Here is a 20,566-nt window from a genome sequence, read left to right on the forward strand (position 1 = left end):
TCCGCACGGGCTATACTCCAAGACAGACGTTAGAAGCGATCATGAGCCTCACCACCACCGAACCAGTTGCACCAAAGAAGCCATCGATCATCGTGACCGCCGGCGTCATTGCTGTGCTGTCTCTCTTGGGACTTGGTGGCGGATGGTTTGTTGGACAGACGCTGCTTGTCCCCTCGGTGCCGACGGTGACGCCGCCGCCCGCGCACGCACCTGAAGCGGCAGCTGCTGGTCATGAAGCTGCTGCGGCTCCCGCTGGCGAACACGGCGCGGCAGGTGCTGCGCCGAGCCTGATCCCGCTCGACCCCATCGTCACCAACCTCGGTTATCCCAACGACAACTGGATCAGGCTTGAGCTTGCTCTGCAATTTAACGGACCAGGCGACACCGCACTTGCCCAGGACCTGCATGAGGAAATTCTGACATATCTCAGAACCGTTTCCCTGCAACAGCTTCAGGGCCCTCGCGGCTTTCAATATCTTAGGGATGACCTAAGAGAAATCGTTGACCTCAGGTCTAAAGGGCGCGTATCCAAGGTTCTCTTCAGAACCTTTGTGATCGAATGATTCGAAAAATTGTCCTGCTGCTTGCGATAGTCCTGATCCCAGGGATCGCATTCGCCCAACAGACACCGGCTGATTTGCTCAATCTGCCGCTGGATGGGTCTGCGGCTGCGTGGATCATTCGCACCTTCGGGCTGCTGACGGTTCTGTCCATCGCGCCCGGCATCTTGATCATGGTGACGAGTTTTCCTCGTTTCATCATCGCTTTTTCCATTTTGCGCTCCGGCATGGGCCTTGGAACCACGCCGTCTACGATGATCCTCACCAGCATGGCGATGTTCATGACGTTCTACGTCATGGCGCCGACATTCGAGCGTTCCTGGCAGGATGGCATTCAGCCGCTGTTGCAAAGCCAGATCACCGAGGCGCAAGCTCTGGAGCGGGCGGCCGAGCCTTTTCGAACGTTCATGGTGGCCAACACACGCCCCAAGGATCTCGCCCTCTTCGTTGATCTGGCCATCGAGCGGAACCAGGAAACGATGAACGGGACCGTTCCACAATACCGGGTCCTCATCCCCGCTTTCATGCTGTCTGAAATCCGTCGCGGCTTTGAAATCGGCTTTCTCATCATCCTGCCGTTTCTCGTCATCGACATGGTGGTCGCCACGATCACCATGGCGATGGGCATGATGATGCTGCCGCCGACATCGATCTCGCTGCCGTTCAAAATCCTGTTCTTCGTCCTCATCGATGGCTGGAACTTGCTGGTCGGTTCACTGGTCAGATCGTTCTATTGATCTTGTCAGGCGCTGATCGCCCATCAGACCGATACCGTTTTCCCCAACCGAACTGACGACACAAAAAACCTCCTGAACTGGCATCGACCAAATTCAGGAGGTTTGAAGTTATCCGTGTGCTGTCGATTTGCCTTGGCGGCTTTATCAGTGACCCGAACTGGCAGCAGCTGGTGCCGGGGGTGGTGCGTCAGTGTTGACGAGGATTTTCTGCGGTTTCTTGTTGGGGTCTCTCGCTTCGATGTCCTCCTTGGAGATGAAATCCATCTGCTCGATGAGAACATCCTTCACCAGCGGCTTTTCCAGACGCGTGTTCAGACCGTCCTTGATCCTGGCCTTGAAAGCAACCACGTCGAACTTGCCGGCATCCTTGATGTCGACGATCTTCTCGCCCACCAGCAGCGTGTAGAGCTCATCGGTTAGAAAGGTGGGAACCGGAACGGTCACTTCCTTCAAAGCGTCTTCGTCAACCTGAAGGCTGGCGCGAACGAGGAAATAGCCGGAAACCTTACCGTTCGCCACCACGGGCAAGGTCACGGTTTCGCTCTGAACGAAATGCGGAGGCGGTACCACCTCCCCATTTTGATCTGTGGCACTGTTTCCCCCGAACGTAACGGCGGCGTAAACGCCGCCCAAGGTCACCAGGAGAACCCAGACACCTGTCGCGATCAGCTTGATCATTGCGCCTCGCGTGCGAACTGTTCAAGCGAATAGGTGCCGTCGTCTTCGGCACGCTTGGCAGCATTCTTCAACAGATCGACAACGGCCTTCACGGCGTTGAGATTGGCTTCGACGCGCCGTGTGTTGATGGCGAGCTTGGACTTGATATCGAGGATCTGGCGCTTGTGGGCAGCGGCAATTTGCGCTCCGTCCACGTCGCGCAGGAGCATGCTGAGTTCGTAGAGGCAGCGGCTCTTATGGGCGTTCGACAGCTTGAAATCGAAATCAGGATCTTTGCCGATGCGCTGGTTTTCGTTGTCGATCACCGTTTCAAGGCGTCCGAGAATAGCCTGTGTTCTATAGTCGTTGTTCACAATTTCCATGTCTTTCAGCGCTCCGCCGCTTAACTTTCAGTCTTGTTGGATTCGGCTACAGAAAATGTGCGCCGCTGGAAGTCCGTCACCATGCTGACTGCAAGGCTCTTGTCGTCTTCGTTCATTTTCGTCGTCGGGGCTTCAGCATTGCGCATCTTTTGCATGGCCTGTGAGTAGGCCTGCTCGGCAATGCCGATACCGCCGCGCTTGGAAACCGCATCTGCCATCTGCTCGGCCATCATGCTTTTCCAGAAATCGCCAGCCGAACCCTTGCCGTAAACCTCTTCGCTGTCCTTCGGCATCATGTTCTGGAGCATGGTGGAAAGAACACTGGCCTCAAATTTGCGGTAGGTTTCGGGAATTTTCTCATCGGTTTTCAGATGTTGGATATTGCCAACACCGGCCTTGCCGGCTGCCGTATCGATGCTGTTGATGGCGGATGCAAAGCCTGCATTGCTCGCCGTCAAGACCGACGCTTCGTTGGCTGCGCTCACCGAGCGCAGTTTTTCTCTTGCCGCCGTGACCTGTGTCGGGTCGGCTGCATTCACAACATCAAGCACAAGATCGCTTGGAGGAGAAATTGCCACGTCGTCATCCTTTCCGTTTTAATCGGATGACAGTACCAGCCTAACCTTGCTGGAGGCTGGTGTCTTTCATGCTCATCTGGAGATCGATCAGCTCATAAACGCTGTTGTCTTCTTGCACGCGCAATTCGTCGGCCCGCGCGGCATCCCGCTTTTCCTCAAGACGCTCACCCTTTTTGGTTTCCTTGACGACCTGCTGCTCCTGGCCTTTTTCCATAGCTTCCAGTCGCACGTCACGCGACAGCAACCTGCCGTGGCGCATGGCGTAATGTTTCAGCATCTGCTGGTGCAGCGGGTCGAGCGACGTTACATAGCCGCTCAATGTTTCGATCTTCTCGGCCAGTTCGTTGCGTTCGCGGGTCGTGATCGCAAGTTCGTTTTCGGCCATCTGCCTGATATGCCCTTGAACCTTCACCAGCCTCGAAAGCTTCTTGGATTTGAGCGGGTCCATATTCGAGCCTCATATATTCGCAAAAACGCGGAAGAAACCAGCCACGAACTGGCTGACCAGAGCTGCCATTCCGAAATAGAGCAGCAGCAAGCCACCGCCCAGAGCATAAGGCGTAGAGATGAAATAAACCGGTATCTGCGGCGCAAGCTTGTTGATCAGCCCCACGGCCACATGAAACAGAAAGCCGTACAAAATAAAGGGGCTGGCCACCCGCAGGGCGATGCTCATGGACGCAACCAGCGTATCCGTCAGCGTAATCAGCATTCTTTGCATGCTCATTCCACCACCCATGGGAATGGTCGTGTAGGAATCCACGATGGCGCGGAAAATGACGTGGTGGAAGTCGAGAATAAACAGCAGCAGCAGGACGCCGTAAGTCAACATACTCGAAAGCTGACTTTCGGACGTGTCCTCGAGCACGTCTTGGCCCGGTGGGCCGTTGAACGCAATCGCGGTGCCGATCGCGGTCGCGGCAAACTGCATTCCCAGCACGTAAAGATGGGCAATCATGCCGAACATGCCGCCGATGACCGATTCGAAAAACATGAGCTTGAAAAAGTTGGCGTTATCCATTTTCGCCAAGGGATAGATCACATCCCACATCAACGGCAGAATGGCCATGGAAAGGGCCAGCGCAAGGAGCAATCGAATTTGCATGGGTAATCTTGCCGAGGAAAATCCCGGCATGATCATCAGGCAGGCACCAATCCGGCAAAATGCCAGGAACAGCGCCATAATCGTTCCCTGCGGGTCTGAGATCATGAGATCGCGCCGAGTATCTTTATTTCCGTGCCCTTGGCCAATTCGACATGCGACAGCACCGGCAGCGTGCTGAAAAGGCGTTCTGTAATCATACGGACATATGAGCGGGTTTCGGGCAAAGTAACAAGTACGAATGGCAAGCCGACATCCATATATTCACGGATTACTTTGCTCGCCTCGTTGGAGAACTCTTCGACCTGACGCGGATCGATGTCAAACTCGATCACATCGCCCTTCGGATCGCGCTTGATGGCCTGCTGGAACACCACGTCCCACTTGGTGCCAAGTCTCAGAACGCGCAAAACGCCATTGTCGGAGAGATCGCCGCAAATCTGCTGGGCCATGCGGATGCGCACGTGTTCGACAATCTGTTCGGTGCGGCGAAGATGCGGTGCCAGTTCGGCCACCGCTTCGAGGATGAGGTGGAGATTGCGGATGGAGACCCGCTCTGCCAGCAGCAGCTTCAGAATTGCCTGCAAGCCTGAGTAAGACATGTGCGACGAGCAAATCTCGTCCGCCAGCTTTTTGTATTCCGGATCCAGCCTGTCGATGAGAACCTTCACGTCCTTGTAGGACAGGAGCATCGGCAGATTGTTGCGGATGACTTCGCTGACATGAGTCAGAAGCGCCGAGATATTGTCGATCGGGTGGAAGCCTTCTCGCTTCAAGTCTTCGACGAAGTTTTCCAGGACCGAAACGGCCGGCATGCCAAAGGCTGGTTCGCGAACCTCGTCGCCCGGGACCGAAGGTCTGCGACCCTTGCCGGTAATAACCAGAACTTCACCGACGCGCAGCGTGCTGGCTGCAACCGTCGTGCCGTGAATTCTGATCTGATACGACTTGTCGGGAATGGCGATATCGTCCGTGACCTTGATTTCGGGCACAACGAAACCGTATTGAGCGGCGAATTTCTTGCGCATTTTCCCAACCCGGAAACCAAGCTCCTGATGGGCACCCAGCAGTCTTGGAGAGACCTGCTTGCCAAGAGCGAGTTCGATTTCGGTGGTGCGGAGCGAATTCTTGACGGTGTCTTTTTCCGCTTCCTGCGTCTTGTTGTTCTGCTGCTCTTCGGCAACGCGTTCAGCAGCCTCTTCCTGCGCCAACTGGCGGGGGATGAACCATGCGCCGAAGGCAAGCAATCCACCCAGGAACATGAAGGGCAAAAGGGGCAAGCCCGGAATGATCGCGAGAACGAACATCAGGCCGGCGGCAACGCCGAGCGCCTTGGGGTAACCGCTGAGCTGATTGATGACGGCCGTGTCGGTGGAGCCCTTTGCGCCACCACGGGTAATGATCAGACCCGCGGCCAGCGACACGATCAGTGCCGGCACCTGCGAGACGATACCGTCACCGACGGAAAGCTTGACGAACACGTCGGCAGCTTCGCCGATCGGCATGCCGTGACGGAAGACGCCGATGATGATGCCACCGCAAATGTTGATGGCGGTGATGAGAAGACCCGCGACCGCATCACCACGAACGAACTTGGACGCACCGTCCATGGCGCCGTAAAAGGCGCTTTCTTCTTCCAGCTCGCGGCGTCTCAGCTGGGCTTCTTTCTCGTTAATGATACCGGCAGACAAGTCGGCATCGATCGACATCTGCTTGCCGGGAATGGCATCGAGGGTAAAGCGTGCGCCGACTTCCGCGATACGCGTCGCGCCCTTGGTGATGACGATGAAGTTCACCACGATGAGGATGAGAAAGACGATCAGACCGATGACGAAGTCGCCGGACATGACGAGGCTGGAGAAGCCTGCGATCACGCCACCGGCCGCATCGTGGCCCTGGTTACCGTGCGAGAGAATGACGCGCGTGGTCGCGATGTTCAACGCCAGGCGGATCATGGTCGAAATCAGCAGGATGGTCGGGAAGGACGAGAAATCCAACGGGCGTTGAATCCACAACGACACCATGAGGATGAGGACGGAGAACGCAATCGAGAACGCCAGACCCATATCGATCAGGAAAACCGGGATCGGCAAGAACAGGATGCAGAGGATGGACACGATACCCACCGCAAACCCGATGTCGCGACCGCGTGCCGCAACTTTGGGAAGGGGCAATATGCTCGAAGGCGTCGCCATTCTAACTCCATCTCTTCATGAGAACTTGCATAAACGTCTCGGCCTGCCCGTCATGGAAAAGCCATGCCGACCCATTGAACGCAGGTCGACACCCGAGGCTTAGTTCACCAAGCTTGCGCGAGAGTGGATGAAAGAGCATGTCGCCGTCTTTGGCAGGTAGGTCGATATGCGAGTAAAATATTAGGCTTTGGTTCAGACAGAAATTGTAATATATTGGCAGAGTTATTCGCGCGATGATGGCGTGTATGCTGGCCATGTCTTCACAAAGGCCACACTATGCAAGGCTACCTATGGCGTCGATTTCCACCTATACCAGCTATCTCACCGTCAACCGCGATATAAAGTCGTCGATGTCGACGGTTGCCAACCAGTCTTCGGTTGCGAAAGATACGGCCTATTACAAAGAAAAGATCGGCGACGTTAAAACGGTCGACGAGTTTCTGGGGGATTATCGTCTCTATTCCTACGCCATGAAAGCCTATGGTCTTGAAGACATGACCTATGGCAAGGCCTTTATGCGCAAGGTGCTGGAAAGCGATCTGAGCGACAGTTCGAGCTTCGCCAACTCCCTGACGGACAAACGGTATTTGCAGTTCGCCGAAGCGTTCAACTTCGAAGGCGACAAGAAGACAGCCCAGAATACGGCCCAGGCCAACAGCGTGACCGATGCCTACAAGGCGTCTTTTACGGCTGAAGAAACATCGATCAAGACGGAAAACACCTATTACGCCGCTCAAATCGGAAAAGTCACCGATCTGGACAGCCTCGTCAACAATACGCGGCTTCGCACCTATATGCTCGACGCCGTGGGTCTTGATTCCGCCTACACATCCAAAAGCTATCTCAAGCAGGTTCTGACGAGCGATCTCAGCGATCCCAACAGCGTTGCAAATCAGGCCAAGGATCCCGCCTGGAAGAAGCTGACCACTGCCTTCAATTTCAACACAGACGGCACCATAAACGGTAGCATTCAAACGGCTGACCAGATTGAAGACCTCAATCTGGATTACGTCTATAATCAATCCACATTTCCTTCGACCACCCTTGCCGATGCCAACAAGCGGTATTGGGAAAAGAATATCGCAGGCGTCACCAGCGCTTCTGATCTGGTGTCCGACAGCCGGATGGTCGAATATGTGAAAAAAGCATTCGACCTCAGCCCGACCATCATGGCCAGCAGCGTTGCAAGCTTGATGTCGAGCGAGAATTTCGCGACCACCTATGGCAACACGGCGTTGCTGGATTATTTCAACTTTGAAACCGACGGCACCCTGGCGAGTGGCAACACGGCCCAGACTGCCACGCAGACGACTGGCGTCAATACGCTCTACAAGGCAGCCTTTTCCAAAGAACAGTCCACCGCCATCGATGACGCCGTCGCCAATTACGAAAAGCGGGTCGTCGGCTTTACCAGCCTCGATGATTTTCTCGTCTCCAATAAGAAGGACGACGACAAAAACAACGACAGCGTCACCGAAGTCTGGGATGTGGCGCTTAGAGCATTCGGCATCGATCCCGAGGAAGTCACGCAATCGGAACTCAAGCGCGTCTTGACGAGCGATGCGAGCGACAAGAAGAGCTACGTCAACTCGCTTAAGGACGATCGCTTCGTCGAATTGAACAAGGCCTTCAACTTTACCTCCGATGGCACACTGAAAGCACCTGTTCTGGCGCAGTCGGAAAGCATCACGGAAAAATATGCCACCGATTACGAAAGCAACAAGGTCCGATCGCTGACGGGTTCGGCAAAAGATGCTGCCGTGAAGAAGTCGGATGCGGAAGTCGAATATTATAAGTCGCAGATGGCATCCATCACCACGACGAAGGATCTTCTGGCCGACACACGCGTGACCAACTTCATTCTCGAAGCCAATGGCATCGATCCGAAAAGTGTCGCCCCTGCCGACCTCAAGAAAATGTTCGAGTCCGATCTGTCGGACCCGAAGAGCTACGTCAACACACTGGAAGACGACAAATTCGCCCAGATCGTCGCATCCTTCAATTTCGATGCGAAAGGAAACCTGACGGCGGATGCCCAGCGCGGCGGCCAGCAGCGCGGCGCGGTTCTGGAAACGACCAATCAGTATGTTCGTCAAACCCTGGAAGAACAACAGGGCGACAGCAATGCCGGCGTGCGTCTGGCCTTGTATTTCGAGCGCATGGCGCCAACGATTTCAAGCCCCTACGGGTTCTTGAGCGATGACGCGCTGTTCCAGTTCTTCAAAACCACCTTCAACCTCCCGACCTCCATCGCCAACATGGATGTGACCAAGCAGGCCGATCTGGTCAAATCCTACATCGACATCCCGAAGCTTCAGGATAAGGACTATGTCGACAAGATGCTGAAGCGCTTTACGGCACTTTACGACGTTCAGAACAACGCGTCGCAGTCCCCGACCCTATCGATCCTGAATGGCAGCACATCGATCAGCGCCGATACGCTGCTTGCGGTGGCACAGCTGAAGTCTGGTTGATCGATTTCTGATCAAAATGAAAAGGCCTGAAAATTGCTTCGATTTTCAGGCCTTTCAGTTTTCAGCAACCAATCCTGACGAACCGTTTTGCTCAATACTCGCTGTCGTCGGCGCGTCTTGCAGCACCTTCTTCATCCGCATTGCTTTCATCGTCGGCAACGGGGATGGCGTAGGAGCCTGTCAGCCAGCGGGACAGGTCTGCAGTGCGGCAACGGTCGGAGCAGAAGGGATAATCCTCCCGTGTGGAGGGTCGTTTGCATTCCGGGCACGGCTGCGCCTTGCGCAGCGGTGTCACGGTGGATTTGTTCGATGCGTCTGTCATGGAGATCAACCTTCCTGCCAGGCGGACGCCACCTCAAAGCCTTCGCCAGCCAGAAGTGACACCGTTTCATAAAGCGGTAGCCCGACGACATTGGTATAGGAACCGGTCAGTTTCTGGACGAAACAGCTGGCAACGCCCTGAATGGCGTAAGCACCCGCTTTGCCGCGCCATTGACCTGAGGCGATGTAGCTTTCGATTTCATGCTGCGACAGGCGCTTGAAACGCACCTTGGTCTCGACCACTTTCTGGCGCACCTTGCCTCCGGGGGTAATCAGGCAGACGCCCGTATAGACCCAATGGCTGCGGCCGGACAGAAGGTGCAGTGCCGCCGAGGCTTCTTCGATATATTCCGCCTTGCCGACGATGCGACGGCCGACGGCCACGACCGTATCGGAGCCCAGCACATAGGCACCTTTCCAGGCAAGCTCACCCTTTACGGCCTTGTAGGCGGCCTGCGCCTTTTGCAAGGACAGGCGGCGGCAGAGCGTGCGCGGGTGTTCGAGCCGGGCGGGCGTCTCGTCGATATCCATCGGCATCAGACGAGCGGGCTCGATTCCGACCTGATGCAAAAGCTCAAGACGGCGTGGCGACCCGGAAGCCAGAATCAGCTTTTGTTTTGCGTCTGTCATGCTCTGCCAGTCGTCCGATCTGCCGGACGATTATTTGAAACGGTAAGTGATGCGACCCTTGGTCAGGTCGTAAGGCGTCATTTCGACAAGAACCTTGTCGCCCGCCAGAACGCGGATGCGGTTCTTGCGCATGCGGCCAGCGGTGTGGGCGATGATTTCGTGTTCGTTTTCCAGCTTTACGCGAAATGTCGCATTCGGCAAAAGTTCGGTAACGACGCCAGGAAACTCGAGGACTTCTTCTTTTGTCATATAGTGTTTTTCTTCCTGTTGATAATGCCGGGCTGAACAGTCCGGGAAAATTGCGCGGAAACTACACAATCGCCGCACATTTGTGAACCTAAATTGTCGTTCGTTTTAAAGTGTCTCGGAAAAGGGCTTTGGCCGTTGCGGCAGGCGCTCCGAAATCAGCTTCGTCAGGTGCTCCCGGACGTCACGATAGGCCTCCAAAATGTGTTCTCTCGTTCCTGTCGCCACCGTTGGATCCATGGTCGGCCAGTACACGACATCAAGCGCATTGGACCGCGTCAATTCGAGAGCGGCATGATGCGCCTCTGGTGTCAAGGTAATGATAAGATCGAAGAAATCATCCTCGATTTCATCCAGCGTCCGGGGCTTGTGTTTTCCAAGCGTCAGTCCCGCCTCATCCAGCACCGCATCGACGAATGGGTCGCGATCACCTGCGCGCACGCCTGCCGATTGAATATAGATGCCGGGAGCAACGATTTGTTTGGCAATGACCTCCGCCATGGGCGAACGGATGGAGTTCATGCCACACATGAACAATATGGCGCGCGGTGCCTTTTCTTTCAAGTCGACGCCCGCCATGTCCTGCACCCCTATCCCCGCCAATACAGCACACAGACGAGTGTGAACAAGCGACGCGCGGTATCGAAATCCACCTTTATCTTGCCCGAGAGACGGTCCATCAGGGTTTGCGAACCGTCATTGTGAAGGCCGCGCCTGCCCATATCGATGGCTTCAATCTGGCTGGGCGTTGAAGATCGGATCGCCTCATAATAGCTTTCGCAGATCATGAAGTAGTCCTTGATGATGCGGCGAAACGGCGTCAGCGACAGGATATGGGTGGCCACGGCCTGCTCGTCTTCGGTCCTTATCGTAAACACCAGCTTGGTATCGACCAATGAAATGTTGAGTTTATAAGGTCCACCTGCGTGGCCAATCGGCTCAAAACTGTTTTCTTCGATGAGATCGAAAATGGCGACGGCACGTTCATGCTCCACGTCAGGTGTGGACCGGCCGATGCTCTCGTCCAGAACCACATCGCAGAGCCTGAAGGTGCCTGTCTCCATATCTCACCCTTCCAGATTGAGGCGGATGGCGACGGAACGCGCATGCGCATCCAGCCCTTCGGAATGGGCAAGCGTGATCGCGGCAGGTGCGAGCTTGCGCAACTGCTCCGACCCCAGCCGCAGGATCGACGTGCGCTTGACGAAATCCAGAACCGACAGGCCGGATGAGAACCGCGCAGACCGCGCCGTCGGCAGAACGTGATTGGAGCCGCCGACGTAATCGCCGATGACCTCAGGTGTGTGGCGGCCAACGAAGATCGCACCCGCATTGCGGATGCCAGCCATCAATGCGTCGGGATCGTCCACGGCTAGTTCCAGATGTTCTGCTGCAATGCGATTGGCAAGCGGAACAGAGGTGGCGAGGTCTTCAACGAGAATGATCGCGCCGAAATCGCGCCAGCTGGCTGTGGCCGTTTTTGAGCGCGACAGCTGCTTCAACTGCCGCTCAACAGCCTGCTCCACCGCTCTGCCCAGTTCAGCGTCATCGGTGATCAGAATGGACTGCGCACCCTCATCATGCTCGGCCTGCGCCAGAAGGTCTGCCGCCAGCCATTCGGGATTGTTGTTCTTATCGGCAATGACGAGCACTTCTGACGGCCCGGCGATCATGTCGATGCCGACAGTGCCGAAGACATGCCGCTTTGCCGCTGCCACATAGGCATTGCCGGGGCCAACGATCTTGGCGACCGGCGCAATCGTCTGCGTGCCATAGGCCAACGCGGCTACCGCCTGCGCACCGCCGATGCGATAGATTTCCTCGACGCCCGCGATCCGGGCCGCCGCGAGCACCGCCGGGTTGATGACACCGCCATTGGCCGGAACGACCATGACCACACGCTCGACGCCTGCCACCTTGGCCGGAACAGCATTCATCAGCACCGAGCTTGGATAGCTTGCCGTACCACCTGGCACATAAAGCCCGACCGCCTCGATAGCCGTCCAGCGAGAACCGAGGCCAACACCGATATCGTCCTCGTATATATCGTCTTTTGGCATCTGCCGGGCGTGGTGCTTTTCGATGCGTGCTGCGGCAAACTTTAACGCGTCCAGAACGGCGGGATCGACCTGCGCAATCGCCGCATCGATTTCTTCTGCGGTGACGCGCATGGAGGTCTTGGTGAAATCCAAACCATCGAATTTCAGGGAATAATGGGCCAGTGCCTCATCGCCGCGATTGCGGACATCATCGATGATGTCGCGCACGATGATGTTGACGTCCTCCGACACTTCTCTCTTTGTCGTCAGAAATGCTGCGAACGCCTGTTCAAAATCTTGGGACGCCTGTTCCAGCCAGATTGCCACGTCACTTACCCTCTTGCGGCCCCGCTCTTAAAAAACAGGGCTGAATGCTGTGCCTGCACGCTCTCGCATGCGCTCTTGGGTATGTGGCATAAATTAAAACAGGCGGGCAAGGCAATTCCCTGTCCGCCTGCTTTATAAGATCAGTCTTCGGGGTGATGCGGTTTCGATGCCGTTTCCCAGCCACCGCTGACATCTGCCAGCTGCGCCTCGATGCATTCGACATCGAGCGCGATCGCGCCGCCGCCGGAAAGCGTCAGTTCCACAGTTCCATCCGGACCTTCGCCATTTTTCTTGAACTGTACCGCAAGCAACGACAGAACTTGTTCTTTGTTGTCGCGATCAAAGCCGTAGGAACGGACAGTGCCGACGCGCTTTAACGCAAAGACGCTGCGGCAGCGCTCTTTCGGCTGGCTCTTTTTGCTGCCGTTTTCCCAAACGAAACGGTTGGCGGACAGCAGAAACTGACCGTGTTTGCGATCAAACGAGGCGTCTTTCAGCTTGAAGACGCTGTCTTGCATGTGTGTCGAGATGATGGAGAGATCTTCTCCATCCAGCGCCATCAATTTAAGGCCGCTCATCGTGTCTATGCCCTCCTTGTGCGGACAAGGCCGCTTATATCCAATTGTGACTTGGAGATAGGCAGTCGAGGCCCGGTCTACAACCATCGGGCCTCGATGAGAGGACAGTATTAGTCGCTGACGCGCTCGACCTGCGCACCGCAACGCGTCAGTTTTTCTTCCAGCTGCTCGAAACCGCGGTCGAGATGATAGACGCGCGAGACGACCGTTTCACCTTCCGCCACGAGACCGGCGATGACCAGCGAGACGGACGCACGAAGGTCGGTTGCCATGACCGGCGCACCTTTCAGGCGCGACACGCCTTCGATGCGGGCCATCTGGCCGGAGAGCGAAATCTTGGCACCCAGACGCGCCAGTTCCTGCACGTGCATGAAGCGATTTTCAAAAATCGTCTCGGTGATGTGCGACACGCCCTGCGCCCGCGTCATCAACGCCATGAACTGCGCCTGAAGGTCCGTCGGGAAGCCGGGGAACGGCTCGGTGACGACATCAACGGGGTGGATGCCATTGCCGTTGCGCACGACGCGCAGGCCGGTTTCCGTTTCCGTGATGGTCGCACCGGCAAGCTTCAGCGTATCAAGCGCGTTATCGAGCAGTGACGCCCGTGTGCCTTCCAAGAGAACATCACCACCCGTCATGGCAACAGCCATGGCATAGGTGCCGGTTTCAATGCGGTCTGGCAGCACGCGGTGGCGCGCGCCAGACAGCGATGTGACGCCTTCGATAGTGATGGTAGAGGTCCCTGCCCCTTCGATTTTCGCACCCATGGCCTTGAGGCAATCGGCAAGGTCGACCACTTCAGGTTCACGCGCTGCATTGTGAATGACCGTCGTGCCGCGGGCCAGCGATGCTGCCATCAGCATGACATGCGTGGCACCCACCGAAACCTTCGGGAATGTGTAGGTCGCGCCGATCAAACCGCCTGATGGTGCCGTCGCGTTGATGTAGCCACTGTCGATTTCCATCGTCGCACCGAGTGCCTCGAGGCCTTCGATAAACAGATCGACCGGGCGGGTGCCGATGGCGCAGCCGCCGGGCAAGGAGACGCGTGCTTGGCCGTTACGCGCCAGAAGCGGGCCGATGACCCAGAAGCTTGCGCGCATCTTCGACACCAGCTCGTAGGGTGCCGTGGTATCGACAATGGTACGGCAGGTGAAATGCACGGTGCGGGAATAGCCCTCGCCCTGGCTTTCGCGACGGCCGTTGACGGCGATATCGACACCATGGTTGCCGAGAATGCGGATGAGCTGCTCGACGTCTGCCAGATGCGGCACGTTTTCAAGCGTCAGCGTATCGCTCGTCAACAGAGACGCGATCATCAACGGCAAAGCCGCATTCTTTGCGCCCGAAATCGGGATGATGCCGTTGAGTTCGTTACCGCCGGTTATTCTGATGCGATCCATGCGTCCCTACGAGCTTTGTGCCCGCCTTTCCTGAGTGCTTGCAGCGGGTAGGCCTCTCCTGCCCATCCGCTCTATGATATCCGGTCTAAATTGGTCTAAAGAGCGACTTTGCCGCGTTATCCGTCAGGCTACGCAGTAAAGGAAACTCGGCGCCAGTTCAAATTTCTGATGAATGTTTCTTGTCAGCACGATTCGTCCGTTTTTGCGGCGGGCAGACCATTTGTTTCATCTGCCTCGCCTGCGCGACGCGCCCGGGCCTGCTGCTTGCGGCGCGCCAGGTTTTCGCGCAGCTTCTTCGCCGCGCGCGCCTTGCGCTCGGCCTCTTGCCGCTTGGCCTGGTCGCCCGGTCCGTTTTGCCCGGATGGGTGCTCGGCTTTATCTGCCTGATTATCGTGATGATCGTCCATGCGCGCACCCATAGCCGAATTCACGCCTTTTCAACAGCCCCCGCCGGTTTTTGCACCGTGGAATGACGAAGTCTCACATTGCGGCTTGCACTCGTCATAAACCTATGGCAATAGGCCCCAACTTGATGTGAAGCACCTGCTTCGACATCCGATGCTGCGGTAGCTCAGTGGTAGAGCACTCCCTTGGTAAGGGAGAGGTCGAGAGTTCAATCCTCTTTCGCAGCACCATTTTTCAAAAAAATCGCTGACATGTTCAATGGCAGGACGTTGCTTGATATGGCATACGTTTTCCCAGCGTTCCCATATGAAAAGCCGGGTCAGAGCGCCGTGAGCCGAAAAATGCTAGAATCCCGACTGGACGCGGGAGAAGACCATTGTGGTGAACATGGAGATTTGGGCGCCGACGAAGGGCGCGGAAATGCCGATCGCGAGCATGACAGCGATGATCTTGGGCACGAATGTCAGCGTCATTTCCTGGATCTGGGTCAGCGCCTGAATGAATGCGATGACGATACCGACGACCATGGCTGCCAGAACAGCCGGGCCCGATGCCACCAGAATGGTCCAGATGGCATTTTGCATAATGTCGAGAGCATCGGCCTCGTTCATCTCAGTCCGCTCGATCTAATCGGCGTCACGAAGCCGAGTGGAAGACATCTCATTCTGTGACGCCGTTTCCGTCTGTAAAGGACGGTATATGATTCGAGCCTGATGGTTAAGCAGGAGTTTCGGCGATCTTGATGCCCTGTGTGATGGCAATCGTCGCACCGGATGTCGTGGTGGCGCTCAGGCCATCGGCCGTTACCTTGATGGAGGAGATGACGCCTGTGGTCTTCTCGTCCGCGCTCGTCACCGTTTTCCCGATATATGAAGAGGCGCTCGACAGCGAATTGGCCGACAGCAGGCTTTCAAGATTGGTGTTCGTCTTGATGGACTGCTCCACCTGCGAGAAGGTGGCAAGCTGTGCCACCTGTTCACTGGCGTCCATGGGATCTGTCGGGTCCTGGTTCTTCATCTGCGTGATCAGCAACTGGAGAAAGTTGTCGTAATCCAGCGATGCCTTCTGCGCGTCTGTTTTGGACGCAGCCGTGGTGGACGACGTGTTCGTCGTCGAATTGGTACCCGTGATGGCGTCTACCATGGTGCAATTTCCCTTCTCAGCTCATTCACCGCCGCAGGGGTGATTTCATGACTGTTGAGAATGACCTCTTCCTTGGCATAAAGACCGCGAATGGTCTTGAGCGCGTCGAAAGGACGACCAGACGACACGGTCGCGTCGATCCGCTTCAGTTCAGAGCGAATTTCTTCGTTCTTGAACGTGGTCAGCAGCATCGTGATCGACTTGCGGAACAGCGACAGCGACTGTTCCTTGCCTTCTGGGTTGATCAGCATCATCTGAACGATGAAATAGAGCTGCCGCAAAGGTGTCGTGGTGTCTTCAAGTTGCAGGACGTGGTTTTCGAGAAGGAAGGTCACGTCGTTCAGGAATTCCAAGGAGACTTTCCTGTCAACGCGCAAGACAGCGCCGTTGATGAAGATTTTTTCCCCAGACTTTAGAGAGATGCGCAGCGTACTTTTCATTTTAATCCATCCTTGATGATGGTTGTAACGTCGATAATGCCCTGATAATTCTTCGATTTACGTTTGCGGATCTGCTCGCATTCTCTCAGAATCCAGATAGCGATGGATATCAGGTTGGCTTTTAGTTCAACAGGAAGCTCATTTTCGGCCTGCTTGAGGTCGTCGATTAGCCTGGTCCAAACGCGTCTTGTGTAGAAGATCGCCTCGATACCGTCCTTGCCGTAGTGATCATGCTGTTTGGCAACGGCGAGAAGTTCGATCGATCGCTCTAGAACCTGTCTTTCTCTATCGCGGGCGATATTGGGGTCATCCTCCATTATCTCCGCATATGAAAACTGGAACATTCATCTTTCCTTCATGGTCTTAATGCCACCTGTCATAGGCGTTATCTGTTTTCGCTAGAGAAAGTTCACGAGGCTAAGGCCCTGAATCTTCGACGTAATCGAGTATGATGTCTCAACCTGATTCAGCAGTGTGGTAAGGCGTGTGGATGCCTCATAGGTGTCGACACCAACAAGGTTCGTGAGCTGTGTGTCGATGATCGTTTTTTGCGAACTCATGTAGGTATTCGCCTTTTCCACTCGTTCCTGGGACAGGCCGATTTTTGCCCGCTGCGTATCAATGCCAGAAATTGCGGCTCCGGCCAGGCTCGTGGTGGTGTCGTTCACGACAGCAAGCGCACTGGAATTCAAACCGGAGTTTACCAGCTGTGACGATATCACACTTGCCAGCACAAGGCTTTTGAAACCGTCCGAATTGGCGCTGGCCGATGTGGATACGGTTTCCGAAGTGCTAATGCGGCTGCTCATGACTGTGCCTTCACCGGCCGCATCGACAGATGCGTTATTCCAGGCCGACCAGTCGAAGTTGTCCTGATAGTCGGCCAGGAAGGTCTTCATATCATCCGCCGTCACCGCCGAAGGATCGGGAAACTGCGTGTCGAAAGCTGTCTTGAAGTCGGCGCTGATGTCGTCGATGAAACTGTCGCTCAACGTTTGCGCATCGGTGTTGATGCCGGAAAACAGATATTCCCCGTTCACCGCCGTGTTGGAATAGCTGGCGAAATTCTCAAGGGTCGATTTGGCCGTGGTCTGGGCAACGCTCAAGCTGCTGGCGTCCGTGTTACCGCTGAGCGCGATGACCGAATTGAGCAGGCTCTGGGCCGAAGACGACATGTTTTCCATTGCCAGCTGAGACGCGTCCATGCGCTGCTCAGCCAAGGCATTGGCATCCATGATGGACTGGAGACGACCGCTTTCGCGGGTGTAGTCCAGGCTGGTGGATGTGCGGGTGCCCAGTTCCAGGCCCACATCCGAATAGGTACCGGTCACGGCCTCTTTTTGCAGCTTGGTGATTTCCGTCTGCGCGTTGGAGACGGTCAGCTGCATGGCTGTGCTAATGGAGAGAGAAGAGATCGGTGTTGTCTTCATATCAGTTCGCGGCCTCCATCAGTGTCTTCAACAGGTCGTCTATGGTCGACATCAGCTTTGCGGCGGCCTTGTAGGACTGTTCGATGTCCAGCATCTGGATGAGTTCCTCGTCCAGATTGACGCCGGTCGAATTGGAGTAGGCTTCCTTCGACTTGTTCAGCATGGCCGAGGTGCTTTCCGCAGCCGATGTGGCATTGGAGCGATACTCTTCCACAAAGCCTGCGGAATCGGTCGCGAAGCTCAAGAGGCTGACATTGGTCGAGATACCGGCAGCCGGATCGAAATCCATCTGGGCGTTGAGACCGGCTGCATATTTGTAAAGGAGGTCGGAGTAACCGCTGGAATTTTCGGTGTTGGGGCTATCGCCCGCAATGCTGCCATCGCGAAGTTTGACAGGCGTTGCGGTCGCATCAGCCGACACTGTGATCAGACCGGCCAGGCCTGGAATGGCTGTGGCCGGGTCAGCGTCGAAATCGACGACCGATCCATCGCGTGTCGTGAACAGGCCGGCGACGGAATCACCGTTACCGTCGGTTTCGGCAAAGGTCTTCATGACAGAGCGAGCGATCTCGTCGAGCTGCGTCTGGTATGTCGGATAAACCTCATCGCGCAACTGCAACAGGGCTGGAAGGCTACCCTTCGAACTGGTGTTGCTGCCCGCGCCGGTCTTGATGGCAACGCCATCGATGTAGATTCTTGAGCCTGTAGAGGTAGCATCATACGCTGCCTGGGCATCGAATGAAACTTGACGGGGGTTCGTTTCGAACAACGTCGTGCCATCACTGGTGTAGATGACCATGTCATTGTTAGAACGCACCGTCGTTGAAATGCCAACGATCGATGAAATTTGCTTGAGCAACCCGTCCCGCTGATCAAGCGCATTATTCGGATCGCCACCCGCTGCCGTCGCTGCTTTAACGGCATTATTTGCCGTTTCAAAATCGGACAACAACTGATTGAGCTTGCCGACAGTCGTAGCGATTTCTGTATCGGCGTCACCTCGCAGCTGCTGGACGGCTGCGCTCGCGGTGTTCAGGGAGTTTGCAACATCGCTGGCCGAGCTAATAGCGGCAGAGGCCAGTGTCACATCACTTGGAGACGCCGCATAGGTTTGCAACGCGTTCTGAAGAGCCGATAGATAGGTAGAGGGTGCAGCTGTATAATCTTGACCGCCAAGAACGACGCTCAATGAATTCATGCCATCGAGGAAAGCCTGCTTGCCGGCATCGTCAGATGCCGCTGCCAGAGATTGCTTCAAAAGCGCCGCATCTTCCACCCGCTCGATCTTGACCGTCATGGCGCCCGTAGACGTATTTGTGGTCGTGACTGCTGCCCGGCGATTGTAATCCGTGGAGCTGGCATTCGATATATTGTTCGAAACGACACCACTCTGAAGAGCCGTATTGCTCAGAGTTGCCTTTGTCGTATTTAGCGCCGAAGCAAGCGACATTCACCCGTCCTTTAAAGCTTTACCGAACCAGATTGATGAGAGTTTCCATCAGATCGGAACCGGTCTGGAAGACTTTGGAGTTTGCTGTGTAGCTGCGCTGGGCCTGGATCATCTCCGTCAATTCCGTCGCGATGTCGACGTTGGACGATTCCAGCTGCTTGGAGTTAATGTCGCCGAAACCGGACGACCCAGCAAACCCAAGCGTAACGACGCCAGAATCCGCACTGGTTTGATACACATTGCCAGAGAGAACCGAGAGCTTATCCGGGCTCGCAACATCGGCAAGCGGAATTTGATAGAGCGCGCGTGCCGAGGACGTTGCATAGGTCGCATAGACAGTACCATCGGAGTCAATCGAAATGGACTTTACAGCCTCAGCCGGATTTCCATTGATGTCCCCGCCATCACCTGTCGATTTACCGGAGAGCTGCGTCATCCCGGACAGGTCGATGGTGATATTGAGGTCGTTATCTGGATCGACGATCTCGATCGTCTTAGGGTCGGTCAGAGTTCCGCCATCGTAGTTCATCGTGGTCGCGTCAACGACCGGCCCCTCCGAATACGGAAAGCCTCCGTTGGTCGACTTGGACGCGTCATAGACAGTGACTTCCCATTCGTTCTCGTCCGTTTTGGCAAAGTAGAAGTCATACTTCACTGTCTCACCATAGGCATTATAACCGGTCATAGAGGTCTTGAGGATGCCGCTCTGCGTCAGATCGATCGTGGCGTTGGGGTCGCTGGGACTCTGATCAGCAACTTCAGCCGAGTAGTTCAGGTTGCCTGTCAGTGAGCCCGCTGTGGATGCGGTAGCGGTCAGGCCCTTTGCAGACACATTGACCGGAACGAGACCATCATAGCTGTTGACCACAGTTGTTGGGGTCGTACCGTTATTCTGATAGCCCAAAAGCGTGAAGCCAGCGTCATTGACAAGATTGCCGTTGTCATCCTGAGTGAAGGAACCTGCGCGCGTCAGGAAAATGTTGCCGGAAGGGTCCTGGACGACGAAAAAGCCATCGCCGTTGATTGCAAGGTCAGTCGCGGATTGGGTTGCCACCGTCGCGCCTGCCTGAGAAATCGAATATTTGGTCGTCGTCTCTACGCCGCCGGAGTTATAGTTGCCGCTGCCGCCGCCGCCGGAGTTCAACACCAGCGAGGAAAAGGCCGTCGATGCGCTTTTATAGCCAGTCGTGCTGGCATTGGCGATGTTGTCGCCGACTGTTCCCAGCTTGTTTGCCTGAGCTCCCATGCCTGATACGGCCGTCTTCATCGTTCCAAAAAGGCTCATTCCGAATCCTCTGTTCCTGTCTGTCCCAAAGTTAGGATGCGGGCCTTGCGTGAGGCTGTCTGTTTTCACTGCTGCGGGAAAAAAGAAAAAAAGAAACCTTTGATGGAACCAATCGTATTTTGCCACGTTTGCCGTGTGAATCAGCAAGCCGCCGCAGCTGGTTCCAGAAATGCAAAACGCCGA

Annotated in this window: 25 protein-coding genes and 1 tRNA gene; 4 read left to right on the top strand and 22 right to left on the bottom strand. The window is 55.7% G+C overall.

Annotated features, from left to right (window positions below):
* Positions 1-41 precede the first annotated feature (41 nt).
* Together RRU01S_RS08215 and fliP are read left to right on the top strand one after the other, a co-directional pair.
* Positions 42-563, top strand: a complete 522-nt coding sequence (locus tag RRU01S_RS08215; RefSeq protein ID WP_045229792.1) for a flagellar basal body-associated FliL family protein — start codon at positions 42-44, stop codon at positions 561-563.
* Positions 560-1,297 (top strand): flagellar type III secretion system pore protein FliP, encoded by a 738-nt coding sequence (gene fliP, locus RRU01S_RS08220; protein ID WP_045229793.1) that lies wholly within the window; start codon positions 560-562, stop codon positions 1,295-1,297. Before RRU01S_RS08215 ends, fliP begins: the two co-directional genes overlap by 4 nt.
* Positions 1,298-1,441: 144 nt before the next feature.
* Here fliP and RRU01S_RS08225 read toward each other — a convergent pair whose 3' ends face one another.
* From RRU01S_RS08225 to flhA, 6 genes are read right to left on the bottom strand one after another with little or no spacing between them, the layout of a single operon-like run.
* Positions 1,442-1,975 carry a hypothetical protein gene (locus RRU01S_RS08225; RefSeq protein ID WP_045229794.1) on the bottom strand — a complete coding sequence of 178 codons (534 nt, stop codon included), beginning with the start codon at positions 1,973-1,975 and terminating at the stop codon, positions 1,442-1,444.
* Positions 1,972-2,337, bottom strand: a complete 366-nt coding sequence (locus tag RRU01S_RS08230; RefSeq protein WP_045229795.1) for a hypothetical protein — start codon at positions 2,335-2,337, stop codon at positions 1,972-1,974. Before RRU01S_RS08230 ends, RRU01S_RS08225 begins: the two co-directional genes overlap by 4 nt.
* A 20-nt stretch (positions 2,338-2,357) precedes the next feature.
* On the bottom strand, positions 2,358-2,915 hold the full coding sequence (locus RRU01S_RS08235; protein WP_045229796.1) for a rod-binding protein: 558 nt from the start codon (positions 2,913-2,915) through the stop codon (positions 2,358-2,360).
* 40 nt (positions 2,916-2,955) lie between these two features.
* The gene (locus tag RRU01S_RS08240; protein ID WP_045229797.1) at positions 2,956-3,363 is read right to left on the bottom strand and encodes a hypothetical protein; all 408 of its coding nucleotides are present in this window, start codon (positions 3,361-3,363) and stop codon (positions 2,956-2,958) included.
* A 9-nt stretch (positions 3,364-3,372) separates the two neighbouring features.
* Complete coding sequence (gene fliR, locus RRU01S_RS08245; RefSeq protein ID WP_045229798.1) at positions 3,373-4,125, bottom strand: flagellar biosynthetic protein FliR; 753 nt, start codon at positions 4,123-4,125, stop codon at positions 3,373-3,375.
* Positions 4,122-6,212, bottom strand: coding sequence for a flagellar biosynthesis protein FlhA (gene flhA, locus RRU01S_RS08250; RefSeq protein ID WP_045229799.1), 2,091 nt, complete (start codon positions 6,210-6,212; stop codon positions 4,122-4,124). The genes fliR and flhA overlap by 4 nt, the downstream gene beginning before the upstream one ends.
* Before the next feature lie 290 nt (positions 6,213-6,502).
* Between flhA and RRU01S_RS08260 the strand changes: the two genes are divergently transcribed.
* Positions 6,503-8,686 (top strand): DUF1217 domain-containing protein, encoded by a 2,184-nt coding sequence (locus tag RRU01S_RS08260; RefSeq protein ID WP_045229801.1) that lies wholly within the window; start codon positions 6,503-6,505, stop codon positions 8,684-8,686.
* A 91-nt stretch (positions 8,687-8,777) separates the two neighbouring features.
* Here RRU01S_RS08260 and yacG read toward each other — a convergent pair whose 3' ends face one another.
* The 9 genes from yacG to RRU01S_RS08305 all read right to left on the bottom strand — a co-directional run bounded on the left by yacG (position 8,778) and on the right by RRU01S_RS08305 (position 14,637).
* A complete protein-coding gene (yacG, locus tag RRU01S_RS08265; protein ID WP_045229920.1) occupies positions 8,778-9,008 on the bottom strand; it encodes a DNA gyrase inhibitor YacG in 231 nt (76 codons plus the stop codon).
* A gap of 5 nt (positions 9,009-9,013) precedes the next feature.
* Positions 9,014-9,637 carry a Maf-like protein gene (locus tag RRU01S_RS08270; RefSeq protein WP_045229802.1) on the bottom strand — a complete coding sequence of 208 codons (624 nt, stop codon included), beginning with the start codon at positions 9,635-9,637 and terminating at the stop codon, positions 9,014-9,016.
* Between the two features lie 30 nt (positions 9,638-9,667).
* On the bottom strand, positions 9,668-9,886 hold the full coding sequence (gene infA, locus RRU01S_RS08275; RefSeq protein ID WP_027673809.1) for a translation initiation factor IF-1: 219 nt from the start codon (positions 9,884-9,886) through the stop codon (positions 9,668-9,670).
* 105 nt (positions 9,887-9,991) lie between these two features.
* Positions 9,992-10,462, bottom strand: a complete 471-nt coding sequence (locus RRU01S_RS08280; RefSeq protein ID WP_234936118.1) for an arsenate-mycothiol transferase ArsC — start codon at positions 10,460-10,462, stop codon at positions 9,992-9,994.
* An 11-nt stretch (positions 10,463-10,473) separates the two neighbouring features.
* Positions 10,474-10,947 carry a UPF0262 family protein gene (locus RRU01S_RS08285; RefSeq protein ID WP_045229803.1) on the bottom strand — a complete coding sequence of 158 codons (474 nt, stop codon included), beginning with the start codon at positions 10,945-10,947 and terminating at the stop codon, positions 10,474-10,476.
* A 3-nt stretch (positions 10,948-10,950) separates the two neighbouring features.
* The gene (gene hisD, locus RRU01S_RS08290) at positions 10,951-12,249 is read right to left on the bottom strand and encodes a histidinol dehydrogenase (protein ID WP_045229804.1); all 1,299 of its coding nucleotides are present in this window, start codon (positions 12,247-12,249) and stop codon (positions 10,951-10,953) included.
* Between the two features lie 140 nt (positions 12,250-12,389).
* Positions 12,390-12,827 (bottom strand): DUF2948 family protein, encoded by a 438-nt coding sequence (locus tag RRU01S_RS08295; RefSeq protein WP_045229805.1) that lies wholly within the window; start codon positions 12,825-12,827, stop codon positions 12,390-12,392.
* A 110-nt stretch (positions 12,828-12,937) separates the two neighbouring features.
* Positions 12,938-14,230, bottom strand: a complete 1,293-nt coding sequence (murA, locus tag RRU01S_RS08300) for a UDP-N-acetylglucosamine 1-carboxyvinyltransferase (RefSeq protein WP_045229806.1) — start codon at positions 14,228-14,230, stop codon at positions 12,938-12,940.
* Positions 14,231-14,412: 182 nt separating this feature from the next.
* Complete coding sequence (locus tag RRU01S_RS08305; RefSeq protein WP_045229922.1) at positions 14,413-14,637, bottom strand: hypothetical protein; 225 nt, start codon at positions 14,635-14,637, stop codon at positions 14,413-14,415.
* Positions 14,638-14,790: 153 nt separating this feature from the next.
* Between RRU01S_RS08305 and RRU01S_RS08310 the strand changes: the two genes are divergently transcribed.
* A tRNA-Thr gene (locus RRU01S_RS08310) sits at positions 14,791-14,865 on the top strand.
* 114 nt (positions 14,866-14,979) lie between these two features.
* Here the strand turns inward: RRU01S_RS08310 and fliQ are convergent.
* The 7 genes from fliQ to RRU01S_RS08345 all read right to left on the bottom strand — a co-directional run bounded on the left by fliQ (position 14,980) and on the right by RRU01S_RS08345 (position 20,383).
* The gene (gene fliQ / locus RRU01S_RS08315; RefSeq protein WP_045229807.1) at positions 14,980-15,246 is read right to left on the bottom strand and encodes a flagellar biosynthesis protein FliQ; all 267 of its coding nucleotides are present in this window, start codon (positions 15,244-15,246) and stop codon (positions 14,980-14,982) included.
* A gap of 106 nt (positions 15,247-15,352) precedes the next feature.
* A complete protein-coding gene (gene flgD / locus RRU01S_RS08320) occupies positions 15,353-15,778 on the bottom strand; it encodes a flagellar hook assembly protein FlgD (protein ID WP_045229808.1) in 426 nt (141 codons plus the stop codon).
* Complete coding sequence (gene flbT, locus RRU01S_RS08325) at positions 15,772-16,218, bottom strand: flagellar biosynthesis repressor FlbT (protein WP_045229809.1); 447 nt, start codon at positions 16,216-16,218, stop codon at positions 15,772-15,774. The genes flgD and flbT overlap by 7 nt, the downstream gene beginning before the upstream one ends.
* Complete coding sequence (flaF, locus tag RRU01S_RS08330) at positions 16,215-16,562, bottom strand: flagellar biosynthesis regulator FlaF (protein WP_045229810.1); 348 nt, start codon at positions 16,560-16,562, stop codon at positions 16,215-16,217. The genes flbT and flaF overlap by 4 nt, the downstream gene beginning before the upstream one ends.
* 54 nt (positions 16,563-16,616) lie before the next feature.
* Positions 16,617-17,648, bottom strand: a complete 1,032-nt coding sequence (locus RRU01S_RS08335) for a flagellar hook-associated family protein (protein ID WP_045229811.1) — start codon at positions 17,646-17,648, stop codon at positions 16,617-16,619.
* Between the two features lies 1 nt (position 17,649).
* The gene (flgK, locus tag RRU01S_RS08340; RefSeq protein WP_045229812.1) at positions 17,650-19,098 is read right to left on the bottom strand and encodes a flagellar hook-associated protein FlgK; all 1,449 of its coding nucleotides are present in this window, start codon (positions 19,096-19,098) and stop codon (positions 17,650-17,652) included.
* Between the two features lie 19 nt (positions 19,099-19,117).
* Entirely contained in the window at positions 19,118-20,383 is a 1,266-nt protein-coding gene (locus tag RRU01S_RS08345; RefSeq protein ID WP_045229813.1) for a flagellar hook protein FlgE, read from the bottom strand.
* Positions 20,384-20,566 lie beyond the last annotated feature (183 nt).

The organism is Agrobacterium rubi TR3 = NBRC 13261 (assembly GCF_000739935.1).
In the GTDB taxonomy this organism is placed as follows: domain Bacteria; phylum Pseudomonadota; class Alphaproteobacteria; order Rhizobiales; family Rhizobiaceae; genus Agrobacterium; species Agrobacterium rubi.